This window comes from Dyadobacter sp. 32, from assembly GCF_902506755.1.
Classification (GTDB): domain Bacteria; phylum Bacteroidota; class Bacteroidia; order Cytophagales; family Spirosomataceae; genus Dyadobacter.
Genome location: NZ_LR735258.1, coordinates 7,055,344 through 7,070,309, shown reverse-complemented (window position 1 = coordinate 7,070,309; position 14,966 = coordinate 7,055,344). Strand labels below are relative to the sequence as shown.

Here is a 14,966-nt window from a genome sequence, read left to right as displayed (position 1 = left end):
GTAACTGTAAACCCTAACCCAATTCTAATCTCTAAGATCTTCCTTTGCTTTTTCGATTTTGGCCTTGGTGCTAGCCTTGAAAGCATCCCATTTTTCAGCAGTCTCATCCTGCGTTTCGTCCCAGGAAGCTTTAAGCTCCTCTTTTTCCCGGTTTAGCTCCTTTTTGCGCTCCTGCCATTTGGCCTTTTCTTTATCTGTGGCTTTTTCTATTTTGGCATCTGCCTCCTCTATTTTCTTGTCTAATTTAGCCACTGCCTCATCCACTTCTGTCTTTAGGGACTCTTTGTCTTCCTTCACTTTTGCTTTAAAATCAGCACTGGCCTCATTGATATCCTCTTTGGCATCAGAGATATTATCATCCATATCGTCCTTGGCCTCTTCCACTGTTTCATTGGCCGAATCTTTAGTTTTTTCAGAGCATCCGGAGAAAGTAAGTAATCCCAAGGTCAGCATCGAGAATACCATTAAATTGATCTTTTTCATTTTTATTGTGTTTTAATAATTGTTGAATTCTCATTTAAATTCTAATGAGATATCTAAAATTTCGATCCAGGTGCATACACAACATTTATCTATACGTTTTGTAGAGAATTTTGCACATTCTTATATCTCAACGGCGTAATATCAAGTACCCGAATGCTCAATCCCGGTTTACGTCATTACATCCGAAATTTCCCTTGGTTCTGTACATATTTATAATCAGATTTGCATTCCATTGCCTTTTCATCATCGTTATGCGTCTACATTCAGGTCGATTCCCATTTTTTTCTGTTGTTCTCACCCTCATCTCAAATCTTGGCATTGCCCAATCCGACTCGGTTAAAATCAATCAGCTTGACGAGGTTACGATCAACGCCTTTGAGTCTAAATCCAATCGGCTGACCACCACGGCCACGGTGGGAATCGTTGGTAGAAGGTCCTTTGAACGTTTTGCGCCAACCACTTTTACCAATGCGGTAAGTACCGTTGCAGGGGTCAAGATGGAGGAAAGGTCACCGGGGAGCTACCGGTTTTCGGTCCGCGGAAGTATGATACGCTCACCATTTGGCGTGCGTAATGTTAAGTTTTATTGGAATGGTATTCCGTTTACTGATGCAGGCGGCAACACACCACTCAACTCCCTGGATTTCAATGCCGTGCAAAGTATGGAAATCATCAAAGGTCCGGGAAGCAGCCTCTACGGTGCAGGTACCGGAGGGGTCGTTTTGCTTACCAGCCGTACGGATAACGCTTTACAAAACCGGGTCGAACAAAGTGTAGCTGCAGGTAAATATGGATTTCAAAGTAGGAATACCACCATACAGGTCGGCGACCTGTCGGTACAGTATGGCCATTCTGAACAGGACGGATACCGGAAACAAAGCGCGATGACACGGGATGCCATTCGTTTTACCTCAACATCCAAAATGGGAACCAAAGGGACATTGTCTCTTTTAGGTATGTACTCCGACCTGTACTATCAGACACCGGGCGGAATCAACCTAGCCCAGTATGAAAAAGATCCAACGCTTGCCAGACAAGCCACAGCTACCGTACCGGGAAGTGAAAGCCAGCATGCCGCCATATACACGAAATTTGCTCTATTGGGAGGTAATTATGCACTACAACTTTCCAACAACTGGACGCAATCCACAGCACTTTATCTGACCACCAACGACTTCGCCAATCCTTTTATATCCAATTACGAGAAAAGGGATGAACAGGGAATTGGCGGCAGAAATATCTGGAAAAATCAGGGTAATTGGGGTGAAGTCAAAACAAACTGGAGTTCTGGTTTCGAGTGGCAGTATGGCCGGTCGGCGCAAAGAAACTATGACAATAAAGGAGGGGTACCGGACAAGCAACAAACGGTGGAAGATGTTAGAACTACCAATGTAACCCTATTCAGTCAACTTGAAATGGTGTTTCTTACTGATCTCACAGTCACCGCAGGCCTGAGTTACAACACTTTCAAATACAAGTATGAACGCTTTGTGACCCTTCCGTATAGCAAGGAGCAGCGAAGTTTCAATGGCATTGTTGTACCCCGAATTGCAATTAATAAAGTCATTGCGAAATCCTGGGCTCTGAATGCCTCATACAGCGACGGCTATTCCCCTCCTACCCTACAGGAAGTGCGTCCTTCAGCAGGCGGCTTTCGCAAAGATCTGAATGCAGAGAAAGGTGTTAATACAGAAATTGGTATCAGAAAATTCACTAAACATTTCAGCGGTGAACTGAGCCTTTATCAGTTCGGCCTGAAAGAAACCATTGTAAGAAGAACGGATGAGTCCGGTTCAGAATATTTTATAAATGCAGGAAAAACCAACCAAAAAGGGCTGGAATGGACACTTTCCTATGACCTCATCTCCGACCCCAAATTGCCTTTGGCATTGAGAATCTGGACGGCAGGAACCTACACGAAATATACCTTTAAGGATTACAAGCAAGCGGATGCCGATTTGAATGGAAACCTGATCCCGGGTATTCCGCAGTTCGCGGAAACTGCTGGGCTGGATGTATTGTTTAAGTATGGTCTGTCAGCTTTTGTTACCTACCAGCACGCAACTTCCTTCTATCTCAATGATGCAAATACAGTAAAAAACACACCGTATAATCAATTCATTGCACGAGTTTCCTGGAAAAAAGGATGGGGCCAACACCTGTATAGTGAGCTTTCCGCTTCTGCCGAGAAAGTAAACGCCGGTATTTACAGCTTGGGATATGACCTGAACGCTTTCGGAAACAGATACTATAACTCCGCCCCTAAAAATAACCTATGGGCAGGTGTAAAATTGGGCTGGGAATGGGGGAAGAAATAATGGTTAATTGTTAAAGGGTTAATTGCTAAATAGTTAATTGTTAAATGGTTAACGATTAAATGGTTTCATTCTTAATTTTTAATTCTTAATTCGTAATTCGTAATTCTTAATTCTTAATTCTTAATTCTTAATTCTTAATTCTTAATTCTTAACTATCCCCTCACCAACAAGCATTCAAGTTTGCATCTTTATCTTCATATTCCCTTTTGCAAGCAGGCTTGCCACTATTGTGACTTTCATTTCAGTACCAATACGGATCAGAAACGTATGGTGATTGAGGCGATCAGAAAGGAAATTGTCTTGCGAAAATCCTATCTCCCCGACGCAACCATCTCCACCATCTATTTTGGTGGCGGGACTCCTTCTCTGCTGGATGAAACCGAACTTAATTTAGTGCTCGAAACCATTCATTCGAACTTTAATGTGCTACCCGATGCGGAGATCACCCTGGAAGCCAACCCGGACGACCTTGATCAGAAGAAATTAAATCAATTAATTTCGGCAGGCATCAACAGGCTCAGCATTGGCATACAATCGTTTCATGAGCCGCACCTTAAGTTTCTTAACCGGGCACATACAGGCCTGGAAGCCCTTGATTGTGTCAAAACAGCACAGGATATCGGGATCCATAACATATCGGTTGATCTTATTTACGCAATCCCCCATTCCGATCACACTATTTTAGAAAGCGACATACAGAACGCTTTTCAACTGGATGTCTCCCATATTTCGGCATATTGTCTTACCATTGAACCTCAGACGGTATTTGGAAACTGGGTAAAACGTAAAAAATTAAAGCCAATTGACGAAGAATTTGCAGCGCGGCAGTTTGAGATTCTGTTGAGTTCACTTGCTGCGAAAGGGTATGAACAATACGAAATATCCAACTTCGCCCGCAATCAGCAATACAGCCGGCATAATACTTCGTACTGGCAGCAGCAACCTTATCTTGGCGTTGGCCCCAGCGCACATTCGTATAATGGAACAAGCAGGGAGTTTAACATTGCAAACAATGCCAAATACCTTATAGCGCTCAACGCCAGCATCATCCCATCCACCATAGAGGAGCTCACACGCGTAAATCAGACCAATGAATACTTACTCACCGGCTTACGGACCAAATGGGGTGTGAATCTGTCTACACTTGAAACCCTGTCCCACGGTGCTTTTCAAAAACAGCACCGGGAAGACATCAGCCAATTCATGGCCGAAAACCTTGTTGTGGTCGAAAACGAAACAATTACCCTAACTGAATCGGGCAAATTATTTGCGGATCGTATTACAGGTGATTTGTTTATTGAGTAAGGGATTAAAAAATAGGCATCTGAGAAATGACTCCACAGATGCCCAAATTGTTTACACAAACTTTTGCCCGACTTAACCCAGCAATTCAGCGTTCATTGAAATCTCCGCGTTCAGCAATTGTGAAATCGGACATTCCTTTTTGGCTTTCTCGGCAACCTCTGCAAACTGGTCTGCGGAGATACCCGGTATGGTCGCTTTTAGATCAATATGGCTTTTGGTCACCTTGCCCAATGAAGGATCCAGTGACACCGTAGCGGTAGCATTCAATTCGTCTGCTGTAAAACCGGCAGCATTCAGCTCGAAGCTCAGTTTCATGGCGAAACAACCTGCATGTGCCGCTGCTATTAATTCTTCGGGGTTGGTCCCTTTTCCATCTGCAAACCGGGTATTGAAAGAGTATTGTGTATTCTCCAGAACTGTACTTTGTGTGCTGATCACACCTGTACCTTCTTTGCCGGTGCCTTTCCAGACAGCATTTGCTTTACGATTTATCATTTTCTTATCTTTTAATATATGGATTGAATTAACACTAGTACGACCGAAAAGTACTAGGTACATATTATCTACGCAAATTATTTAATCATTAAATCCATGCCTGATCAGGAAGAATGAAGACGGCCGGTCACTTTTGTTACCAGGGCAGAAGCCAATGATGTCCGCTGGCACAAAGGAACCAATTGCAGTGAGCTAAGCTTTATTCAATGGAGACCCAGCCAAATGTTAACAAAAAGTTAAAGCAAGAATTCGTTTAAACTTTATAAGCCCACGGGCATCTAAAAACCAAAAAACACGTTTATACTTTATTTATTAATCAAAACTAGCCAACAAGATGAACAAGAAACTAATCCCCATAATATTTATATTCGCAGCTATTATCCAAAGTTGCTCAGGCCCTGATGGCAGGGATGGAATTGATGGAATAGACGGGAAGGACGGACTTAATATCGTAGGAACCACCTTTGATGTAACCGGAGTCAATTTTAATGCCGGTAATGAATACAGTGCCTCATTTACTTTCCCGCCCGCCAAAGTCGAAGTGTTCGAGTCAGATGCAGTGCTGGTTTACAGAGAATGGGCTGTTGATGGTGATGTATCTGTTTGGCGGTTACTCCCACAGACAGTTCTTATGAGCGGAAATCTGCTGCAATACAATTTTGATCATACTTTTACCGAGGCGTTCTTCTACCTGGACGGAAATGTGAACAAAGCTACGTTGCCAGCACAATGGACTCAAAATCAAGTGTTTCGTGTAGTGATTGTCCCCTCTGCTTTTACCAGTCGCAAGGATGCCAGCATGAATGTCGATTACAGCGATTACGAATCTGTGAAAAAATATCTGAATATCGACGAGAGCAAGATACCCAGCTACTCGGCTAAATAGATTAGAAGCACATAAATCTGGAGGCGTCACAGGTTGTGACGCCTCTTACGTTTGACGTTATGACGAAAACCTTTACCGCAATACTTGCTCTGTCACTCCTGACAATTTCCGTTTCTGGTCAGAATTTCGCCAGTCAGACAAGCGTTTTTCGTGCAGAATACAAAGCAGCGTTTCTCAAAGATCAGAACGCTCCAGTAAAGCAGGACGATCTGAAATATCTAAGGTTTTACGAGCCTGATTCCTTGTATAGGGTGGTTGCCACTTTTGAAAAAACGCCCAAAAGCGAGCCATTTGAACTGCCTACTTCCAGTGGCGCAAAAAAAACCTATGTCCAGTATGGTGTGCTCACCTTCCACATTATGGGAGAAAAACAGACACTCCGGGTTTACAGAGGCATGGAACTCATGGCAATACCAAAATACAGAAATTACCTTTTTCTGCCATTTAAGGACCCTACGAATGGAAAAGAATCCTACGGGGGCGGTCGCTACATCGACCTTACCACGGATGATATCCTTGATGGATCCGTGGTGCTTGATTTCAACAAAAGTTACAATCCGTACTGCGCTTACAGTGCTGGTTACAATTGCCCCATTCCGCCCAAGGCCAATCACCTTTCCGTTCCAATAAAAGCCGGGGAGAAAAACTTTGGAAGGGAACTTTAAGAGATAAAATCACAATAGCCTGCCATTGTCCGGAACATACAAGGTCGTCCACAAAAAAACCCGGTCGCTGAACCGGGTTTTCATATTTATAACAGGTTGAAACTAAGATTTCAGCAAATCTTTCTGTTTCAATATTCTTTCAAAAACCTTAATATCGTGCTCAGAGGTGAAGATAGAAAATGGAAGATGAACAAATTGTCCCTTTGAAATAATGAGCACATAAGCATCCTTGTCCTTGTAAGCTTCCGGGATTTGCTCCCACTTCATCACACTTCCCTCCTTTTGGTTCAGCTTCATCAAAATCTGACGAGGATCGATCTCGTATTGAAACTTCTCAAACATCGGTTTGTACTGGGCAAGTTGTGTAATCCCCACAAACTGGATCAACCAGAACAACAGGTACAGGATCACTCCGACGATAATCGTCACATAAATCCAGATATTGGGATACAAGCCCGTAAGGCTGACAATCGCGTTGATCAGAATCAACGCCAACGGAATCAAACCCCACTTCATCTGAGATTTGAAAAAATATTTCATTGCAAGCGTAATGTACGTCCTTGTAGGCAACGCATACCTTTTGGTACGCACCGCCGCAGGGTTCGTCGGCATTTGATAAACAGGCTGGTGTTTGTTCACCGATACTTTGGCCATAATTCTGTTAAAAAATTAGCAATTTCTAAATTTAATAAGCGTTGCTTTAAACAAGTCAGGTGGATTGGTTCTGGAGTCAATTCAGCGATTCCATAATGTGGTTTACAAACAACTTATCTAAAGTACCTTCTAAATGATGTGCAAAGTTAGAAAAAAGCGGTTGACTTAACAGAAAGGCCTGGAAATAAAAAGTAGTTCTCAAAATTTAACGTAATTTGCGATGAGCAGGCGATTGTTTTCGCTGTATATGAGCGGGCAAATTCACGTCGGTAGCCAATATTAGGATCCGAAGGTTTTTACCAATGAGGTTTACCTCAGAAATTAACATTTTTACCTAAATGAGTTTTCTCTTTCCGTCCTTCCTCTGGGGTTTGCTGGCCGTATCTATTCCGATTGCCATTCACATCTTTAATTTTCGGCGAACGAAACGGGTTTATTTTACCAATGTTTCGTTTTTAAAGGCCGTCGAAACACAAACGCGCTCTGTTCGGCAAATCAAACACTGGCTCATTCTGGCTGCCAGGATTATGGCCATTGCATGCCTGGCCATGGCTTTTGCTCAACCCTTTTTGCCAGGAAAAAGCAGCACTACATCGGAAAAGAAGGGAGTCACGTCTCTGTATCTGGACAACTCCTTCAGTATGCAAAACGAGTTGAACAACAAACGTTACATCGATCTGGCTGCCAACAGGCTCAGTGAACTGTTGGGTCTTTTTCCCAATGCTACGTCGTTACAGCTTGTCACCAACGACTTCTCAGCCCAGGAACAGGGACTTTCCAATGCCGATAAACTACGCGACCGGCTGACTACAATAGACCTGTCCAATACCCCACGCACACTGGATGCGGTTTACAGAAGGCAGCAAAATATCACCGCCAAACACCAGAACAGTGGGAAAAACCAGCTATTCTGGTTTTCGGACTTCCAGAAAAGTACTACAGGGGATTTATCAGGATTAAAGATTGACTCAACCAACCAGCTTTTTTTGGTACCTGTTCAAGCCGCCGCTGAAAAAAATGTCTATGTAGACTCGGCCTGGCTCAACACGCCCTTTATCAGAGAATTGCAGAATAATGTATTGTTTGTAAAAGTGAGCAACTCAGGTACCGAACAAGCCGCCAATGTTGTATTGAAGCTTAATCTGGATAATACGCAAGCGTCCACGGCGTCCGTGACTGTACCAGCCAATGGGAGCGCCACCGCCAAATTCAACTTCAACCTCAAAGGCAAAGGTTTCAAAAAAGGACACATCACGTTTGACGATTTCCCGGTCACCTTTGACAATGACTACTACTTCGTTCTCAATGCGTCGCCGATGGTAAAAATACTGCACATCTATGGACAGAAAGATGCAGGGAATTACATTGACAACGTTTACGATAATGATAGTCTTTTTTCTTTACAAAGTTTCAGCGTTCAGAATGTGGACCCGGGATTGATCAAAAGTTCCGACATGGTCGTACTGGAAGGTGTGCAGCAACTCACAGGTTCTCTTCCCCAGGAATTACAGGATTTCGTGAACAAAGGGGGATCTTTATCCGTCATTCCTTCCAGCGATCCACTTACAGCCAGCTACAAGGGTTTGTTGGCCAATCTGGGCATATCCGGCCTGACCTCCGAAAAATCCTCCAATCCAACCCCAATTGCACTATCCGTGCCAGACCGGAATAATCCCTTCTTCGGTGATGTTTTTGAAGAATCGGTACGTCAGGAATTAAATATCAACCTGCCTGCCGCATCTCCCGTGTGGAGCTGGAGCAATGCCGGACAGATGCTACTTTCCCTTCGAAATGGACAAACCTATCTCAATCAGGTGACCAAAGGAAAAGGCAAGCTGTATTTATTCGCGTCTCCCCTCGATCCCGCCTACGGGAACGTGGCGCAGCACGCCATTTTTGTTCCCATCATGTATAAAATGGCAGCCCTGAGCGTCAGACCGCAACGAACTTCATACACCTTTGATGAAAACCCGATCAGTTTGAATATTCTGAATCCGGCTCCCAACGCTGTATACAAGCTTCGACGGGATAAGATTGAAATTATTCCGGTTCAGCGCGTGACAGGCAACAATCTTCTTTTGGAAATCCCGGATGGAGATCAGGCTGCGGGGGGACTGAACGCCGGTTATTTCGAACTGGTAAGAGATAACAAAGTCGAAGAGCTGATTGCGCTCAATCATAATCACGCAGAATCAAAACTCAACTACTACACACCGGCCGAGCTTCGGACGGCCTTCAGCGGGCAAAAAAACGTACAGGTATTTGATCAGTTGAACGATGACGCGTTTTCAAAGGAATTCCAGCAGCAAAACTTGGGCAAAAGTCTATGGAAATATTTCCTTTACGCTGCCCTGTTTTTTCTGCTTGTGGAGATACTGTTGATCCGGTTCAGAAAATAGTACTTCACATGCCGCAAGAGGTAGCTCTATGCTTATGCCTCGCTGATATTTGCAGGTAAGTTGGCATTTAGGCCCTGAAACGCTTTCTCGTTCTGACTTTTTACCTCATTTTTGCAAAAAATTCAATCAAATCAATGCTTTCATCCAGAATAGGAATTCTTGGCGGCGGTCAGCTGGGGCTGATGCTATTGCAGGCTGCGGTGGACTGGAATCTGGACATTCATGTTCTGGATCCGGATCCGGAAGCCCCCTGCCGCAAAATTGCGTCCCATTTCCAGCAAGGTTCTTTACAAGATTACGATACCGTGTACAGGTTTGGCAAAGACCTTGACGTAATCACGATCGAAATTGAAAAGGTAAATATTGAAGCGCTGGAAGCGCTGGAAAAAGAAGGAAAAAGGGTTTACCCGCAACCTTCTGTAATTCGTTTGATACAGGATAAACGGGTCCAAAAACAATTTTACCTGGACAATGAACTACCAACGGCTGATTTTATCCTTACCGATAACCGCGAAGACGTAGCGCAACACGCCGAATTTTTACCTGCTTTCCATAAGCTGGGACGCGATGGATACGACGGACGCGGTGTACAACGCATTGCCACATCGGCTGACTTCGAGAAAGCATTTGATCAGCCGGGACTACTTGAGAAAGCTGTACCATTCGAAAAGGAACTGGCGGTTATCGTTGCCCGCAACCCCTCGGGTGAACTGGTAACTTTCCCTACGGTTGAAATGGTTTTTCACCCTGAGCTGAATCTGGTTGAATACCTTTTTGCCCCTGCAGAAATATCGCCGGAAATCGATACCAAAGCACAAGAAATAGCGAAGCGGACGGCGGCAGCGTTTAAGATCGTCGGTTTGCTGGCGGTTGAACTGTTTTTGACAAAAGACGGAGAAATACTGATTAATGAAGTTGCACCAAGGCCTCACAACAGTGGCCACCACACCATTCGCGCCAACGCGACCTCCCAATACGAGCAGCACTGGCGGGCAATATTGGGACTGCCACTTGGGAGCACAAACGCTTACGGACCTTCCGCGATGGTGAACCTGCTGGGAGAAGATGGGTACACAGGACCCGCTGTATACGAAGGAATGGAGCAATTACTGGCTACCAATCAGGTGTTCCCATTTCTTTACTGGAAAGCGATTACCAAACCATTCCGGAAAATGGGACACGTTACCATCATGGACGACAACATGAAGGATCTGAAAGAAAAAGTTGATTTTGTGAAGAAGAGCATCCGGATCATCAGTTAAAACGGACTGATGATTCCTAATGGCAGATTAAGCATTTTTAGCATAAAATTATAAGAAAAATGGTTGGAATAATAATGGGTAGCCTCTCGGACAGAAAGGTAATGCAAGAGGCAGCTGATGCACTCACTGAGTTAGGTATCCGGTACGAAATGGAGATTGTTTCGGCCCACCGTACACCTGAAAGGATGCTTGACTATGCCTCCACAGCACGGAAACGTGGATTGCAAGTGATTATAGCAGGCGCTGGCGGAGCTGCCCACTTGCCAGGAATGGTCGCTTCGCTTACCTCTTTGCCCGTCATAGGTGTGCCTGTACTGTCCAGCAATTCCATTGATGGCTGGGACTCTGTACTCTCCATTCTTCAGATGCCTTCGGGGGTGCCGGTGGCCACAGTAGCATTGAATGGTGCTCGAAACGCAGGCATACTGGCGGCACAAATTATTGGTTCTGCCGACGAGGCGGTGGGGAAAAGACTGGATATGTTCAAGGAAAGTCTGAAAGATAAAGTATCCCTAATGAATGAGGAATTAAAAAATCTGGTTGAAAAGTAGTACCTGTTTAGTATTTTCGTGAAATATATCACTGAACTATAGCGAAGTATCATTAACATATGGAAGAAGGATTCCCAAAGAAACGGAATGTACGTCCGGTTGAAAAATCAAATTTACCACTGATCACCTTGTTTGTACTGGTTCTGTTGGTACTTGCAATGCTTTACGTGGGATATGAATACATCTCAGACAGCTCGTCCAATTCGGAAGAATTGACCTCTACCGTTGTGGATACAACATCCTTGGATGATTCCAGGGAAACAGAGACAATCATAGAGGCCCCTTTGCCAACAGAAAATGAAACGCCGAAGGAAAAGAAAACCGAGGAAAAAAAGTCTGAGCCGGCAAAAAAGGAAGTGGCTTCTGTATCGGCTGCATCTATCGGTGGTGAACAGATTACACATGAAGTAAAAAGTGGTGAAACCTTTTCAAGTATTGCCTCGCGTTACAATCTCAAAACAGAAACTTTAAAAGGATTGAATTCTTCCATTTCTGACGTCAAAGCCGGTACAACCAGATTGAAAGTGCAGGTTAAAGCGATCCACACCGTTGGCGCAGGCGATGTACTCAGAGTGGTTGCCGAAAAATATGGCGTAACCAAATCAGCGCTGATGAAAGCAAACGGAAAAACGAGGGATTTTTCGGAGCGTGGAGAAAAACTTATTATTCCTTTTCCTGATAAAAAATAGCTGAAAAGCACAAATAAAGGGGGAGTTCGCAGCAACGCGGACTCCCCCTTTATTATTATGCTTCAAGGCTACTGACGTCCTGATCTTCCGCCGCCCGGAAAGCCACCGCCCTCGCCACGACCGCCTGGAAGGCCGCCCCTGCCCTCACCATCCCAATCTCTGCGACGTTCGTTTTGCGCAGGCATTTTCCCGAAATTTTTAAGGGTGTAGGTAAAAGTCAACATGGCATATTGGGTAAGCACCCGGCTCGTCACGTCCTGAACATACGTTTCGGTTACATTCCGGCTTACGCTGTTGTTTTGTTTCAGAATATCAAATACAGTCAGTTTCAGCTCGCCGGCATTGTTCTTCAGGAATTTCTTTCCTATGCTTGCATTCCATAAGGTGAAGTTCTGGTTGTACCCTTCTCCAAGTCCCCGATAACTCTGGTTATTGATATCAGACTGCACCACATAACCTTTTCCAAAAATCCAGTTGACACGACCAGAGATACCAGAAGTATAATAATTGTTATTAAGCGTAGGCTGGATGGTATTCCTTACGATATTGTAATTGCCCGAGTAAGAAACGGTAAAGTCCAGTTTTTCGCTGATATTACTACTTACCACCAGCCCCTGCGACACGGCATAGGTATTGGAGAAGTTCGAAACGTTGTTGATTAAACCCGGAGAACGAACGTAGTTAAATCCTGTTGACAAGTTGACGTTCAATTTCAAGGGAGCAACCGGTTTCCCGTATACCAAAAAGGATCGGGCATTCCAGCTTCCGTCTACGTTGATGGGTGAGGTATATTTCGCACCTTGCTGCAAGGCAATTCCGTTTGGTAGGACGGTGGCCCTTTGCGCAATAAAAGTTGAATTTACAATTGCATTGTTGGTTTGGGTTACAAATATCAGAGCGCTGAAATTATAAGGTCGATTTGCTCCCGCCAGCGAATAGCGGATGTTGAACATATTCCGATACTCCTGTTTGAGATCCGGATTACCCGCCGTAAGTGACAAAGGATTGCTGTTGTCAATGACATTTTGCAGCTGGGATATGGAAGGTTGATTTGTAGAACTTCTGAAAAACGTACGAAACTGCGTTCCCGTTTTTGAGCGATAAGTCAGCATAAAATTGGGCAAAAGGTTCGTAAATGTCTGATCAACGGTCGCCTGCCTCGGGGCCAGCTGGTTGCTATACAAGCCGGTGTTCTGAAAGTCGACCCCGAAATTCGCCATCCAACTATTTTTACGGTACCGATAACTAAGGCCGGCCCTGTTGGTCACATAACGGTTGTCAAAAGAATTGGAAAGCAACGTGTCTCTGTCCGTGTAACCCCCGTTGTCTAAACTCATGTTGTACGTATCCTTTTCTGAATCACTGTTACTGACCGTCAGGCCGTAGTTGACCTGCAACTGGCCTGTTGTACTGATCGGTTCGGTATAAATAAAGTTTCCGCCCAGTGTAGTACCTTTCGAATTGGTATAGCTTTGCTGATCGATTGTATCACCCGGCATTTCCAGATTTTTGAAGTACAGGTTTTCAGAATATAGTCTGCTGTTGCCATTGCGGTCGTTCATCTGCGTATTAAAGTTCACCGATACACTCCTGCCCTTTTTCGAAAAAGCGTGGCGAAACAATACGTCATTTCCGAAGTTATATCCATTATTTTTTGAACTCCTGGTGATATCGGCACTGTTGAGTTTGGATCCATCTGCAAGGCTTGTCAGCCCCACTTTCATACTCCCCGAGTTATTATCCTGAAAACTCAAACGTGGCGTAATGATCAAGGAATTGTTCTTATTGATGGTGTATTCAACCCGGAAATTCACACGATGATTCGCATTTGTGGAGTTGGTACTGCTTTTTTCATCATAAAACTGGTCACCGCTGCCGTTGTTACCAAGCAGGTACTTTTGCTGAGTCGACTGTTCGTTGGTATTTCCGGTACGATTGAAGAAATAGCTTCCCGACACATCCACCTTGTTCGAAAATTTATTTGAATAATTCAACCCAAAGGAATTTGTTCCCGTGATCCCGTTCTGGCCCCCCACAAGGAAGTTATTAGAAGCCCCGCCGCCACCTCCCCGACCGCCACCTCCGCCGGAACTACTGGTCACACCCAGCAGATCCTGACTGGAAAAGTTCTGCTGATTAATATTGTTGCTCAATCCGATTACAGATATACGTTGATTCCCTTTGAAATAACTTACGTTACCACCAGCCTGATAACGGTTGTCGAGACCATAGCCGGCAAACATCTTCCCAAATTGTCCTACTTTTCTATCCGCTTTGGTTACAATGTTGATTGTTTTCTGCGCATTTCCATCGTCAAAGCCGGTAAACTGGGCCTGATCGCTTAGCTTGTCAAAGACTTCAATTTTATCTACAATTTCAGCCGGCAGTGATTTTAATGTTAACGCTGCATCATCGCCAAAAAATGGCTTACCGTCCACGAGCACCCGGTTGACGGTTTCACCCTGGGCGGTCACTGTTCCGTTGATTACCGTAATTCCGGGCATTTTTTGAATCAGATCCTCGGTAGTCGCGTCGGGGTTTGTTTTAAAAGCGGCTGCGTTGTATTGGGTCGTATCTCCCTTTTGCTCCGTAGCCACGATTTGCCCCACAATCTTCACCTCTTTCAAATTCGAAACCGCCTCAGTGAGCATGATGTTACCCATATTCTCCACATCCTGGTTAACTGTGATTATTTTTGATACATCATTGTAACTCAGGTAAGAAACTTTGACCAGATAAGAAGCATTCTTACTCAATCCATTGAAAGAGAACTTGCCGTTCACATCCGTGGTAACATACTCAGGTTTGGCGTCTGGCACATTGCGGCTAACGGCCACGTATGCGCCCACCACAGACGTATTTTTCGTACTATCCAGTACGGTTCCAGTGATCTGAGCGTTCTGCGCCTGCGCATATCCCACAGTCAGCGTAATGCAGATGAGCGATCGGATAATTAAGCCTATTCTTTTCATGATTTCTAGCAAAGGTTTATGCAGCGTTAGAGGTGGTCGGTGAAGAAAAGTTTAACGACGCCACGCAATAACCCGAGCTGATCGACAGAATGGACATTTTAATCGACGGATCGAGGGATTTTACCGATGAGGAAGTGGGATGGTTTTACACCACGGCCTGTATTATAAACGGTCAATACGTAAAAACCAGCTGAAAGTCATTTTTGGTTAAAAATGCTATCAGCTGGATGATTTACGCTACATCACCGAATTTTCTGACCTGGTCTATCCTTTATTTGTAATTGGAA

General features: G+C 44.5%; 12 protein-coding genes. 8 read left to right on the top strand and 4 right to left on the bottom strand.

Annotation, left to right across the window (positions count from 1 at the left end; translation table 11 throughout):
- Positions 1 to 24: 24 nt before the first annotated feature.
- Complete coding sequence (locus DYADSP32_RS28850) at positions 25 to 483, bottom strand: hypothetical protein (RefSeq protein ID WP_149239517.1); 459 nt, start codon at positions 481 to 483, stop codon at positions 25 to 27.
- A gap of 251 nt (positions 484 to 734) precedes the next feature.
- Between DYADSP32_RS28850 and DYADSP32_RS28845 the strand changes: the two genes are divergently transcribed.
- Positions 735 to 2,801 carry a TonB-dependent receptor domain-containing protein gene (locus tag DYADSP32_RS28845; RefSeq protein WP_149239518.1) on the top strand — a complete coding sequence of 689 codons (2,067 nt, stop codon included), beginning with the start codon at positions 735 to 737 and terminating at the stop codon, positions 2,799 to 2,801.
- A gap of 180 nt (positions 2,802 to 2,981) precedes the next feature.
- Positions 2,982 to 4,106: a radical SAM family heme chaperone HemW gene (hemW, locus tag DYADSP32_RS28840; RefSeq protein ID WP_149239519.1), complete on the top strand. Its 1,125-nt coding sequence runs from the start codon at positions 2,982 to 2,984 to the stop codon at positions 4,104 to 4,106.
- 72 nt (positions 4,107 to 4,178) lie between these two features.
- Here the strand turns inward: hemW and DYADSP32_RS28835 are convergent, their stop codons facing one another.
- A complete protein-coding gene (locus DYADSP32_RS28835) occupies positions 4,179 to 4,601 on the bottom strand; it encodes an OsmC family protein (RefSeq protein ID WP_149239520.1) in 423 nt (140 codons plus the stop codon).
- Between the two features lie 334 nt (positions 4,602 to 4,935).
- Between DYADSP32_RS28835 and DYADSP32_RS28830 the strand changes: the two genes are divergently transcribed.
- Positions 4,936 to 5,487, top strand: a complete 552-nt coding sequence (locus DYADSP32_RS28830) for a hypothetical protein (protein WP_149239521.1) — start codon at positions 4,936 to 4,938, stop codon at positions 5,485 to 5,487.
- A 59-nt stretch (positions 5,488 to 5,546) separates the two neighbouring features.
- A complete protein-coding gene (locus DYADSP32_RS28825; RefSeq protein WP_149239522.1) occupies positions 5,547 to 6,152 on the top strand; it encodes a DUF1684 domain-containing protein in 606 nt (201 codons plus the stop codon).
- Between the two features lie 102 nt (positions 6,153 to 6,254).
- Here the strand turns inward: DYADSP32_RS28825 and DYADSP32_RS28820 are convergent, their stop codons facing one another.
- The gene (locus DYADSP32_RS28820) at positions 6,255 to 6,806 is read right to left on the bottom strand and encodes a YcxB family protein (protein WP_149239523.1); all 552 of its coding nucleotides are present in this window, start codon (positions 6,804 to 6,806) and stop codon (positions 6,255 to 6,257) included.
- Between the two features lie 338 nt (positions 6,807 to 7,144).
- Here DYADSP32_RS28820 and DYADSP32_RS28815 point away from each other — a divergent pair, with 338 nt between their 5' ends.
- The 4 genes from DYADSP32_RS28815 (at position 7,145) to DYADSP32_RS28800 (ending at position 11,707) form a co-directional block, all read left to right on the top strand.
- The gene (locus DYADSP32_RS28815; RefSeq protein WP_149239524.1) at positions 7,145 to 9,205 is read left to right on the top strand and encodes a BatA domain-containing protein; all 2,061 of its coding nucleotides are present in this window, start codon (positions 7,145 to 7,147) and stop codon (positions 9,203 to 9,205) included.
- Positions 9,206 to 9,339: 134 nt separating this feature from the next.
- The gene (locus DYADSP32_RS28810; protein ID WP_149239525.1) at positions 9,340 to 10,467 is read left to right on the top strand and encodes a 5-(carboxyamino)imidazole ribonucleotide synthase; all 1,128 of its coding nucleotides are present in this window, start codon (positions 9,340 to 9,342) and stop codon (positions 10,465 to 10,467) included.
- Positions 10,468 to 10,526: 59 nt separating this feature from the next.
- Positions 10,527 to 11,018 carry a 5-(carboxyamino)imidazole ribonucleotide mutase gene (gene purE / locus DYADSP32_RS28805; RefSeq protein WP_149239526.1) on the top strand — a complete coding sequence of 164 codons (492 nt, stop codon included), beginning with the start codon at positions 10,527 to 10,529 and terminating at the stop codon, positions 11,016 to 11,018.
- A 59-nt stretch (positions 11,019 to 11,077) separates the two neighbouring features.
- Complete coding sequence (locus tag DYADSP32_RS28800) at positions 11,078 to 11,707, top strand: LysM peptidoglycan-binding domain-containing protein (protein ID WP_149239527.1); 630 nt, start codon at positions 11,078 to 11,080, stop codon at positions 11,705 to 11,707.
- 68 nt (positions 11,708 to 11,775) lie between these two features.
- Here DYADSP32_RS28800 and DYADSP32_RS28795 read toward each other — a convergent pair whose 3' ends face one another.
- Complete coding sequence (locus tag DYADSP32_RS28795; protein ID WP_149239528.1) at positions 11,776 to 14,679, bottom strand: outer membrane beta-barrel protein; 2,904 nt, start codon at positions 14,677 to 14,679, stop codon at positions 11,776 to 11,778.
- Positions 14,680 to 14,966: the final 287 nt, after the last annotated feature.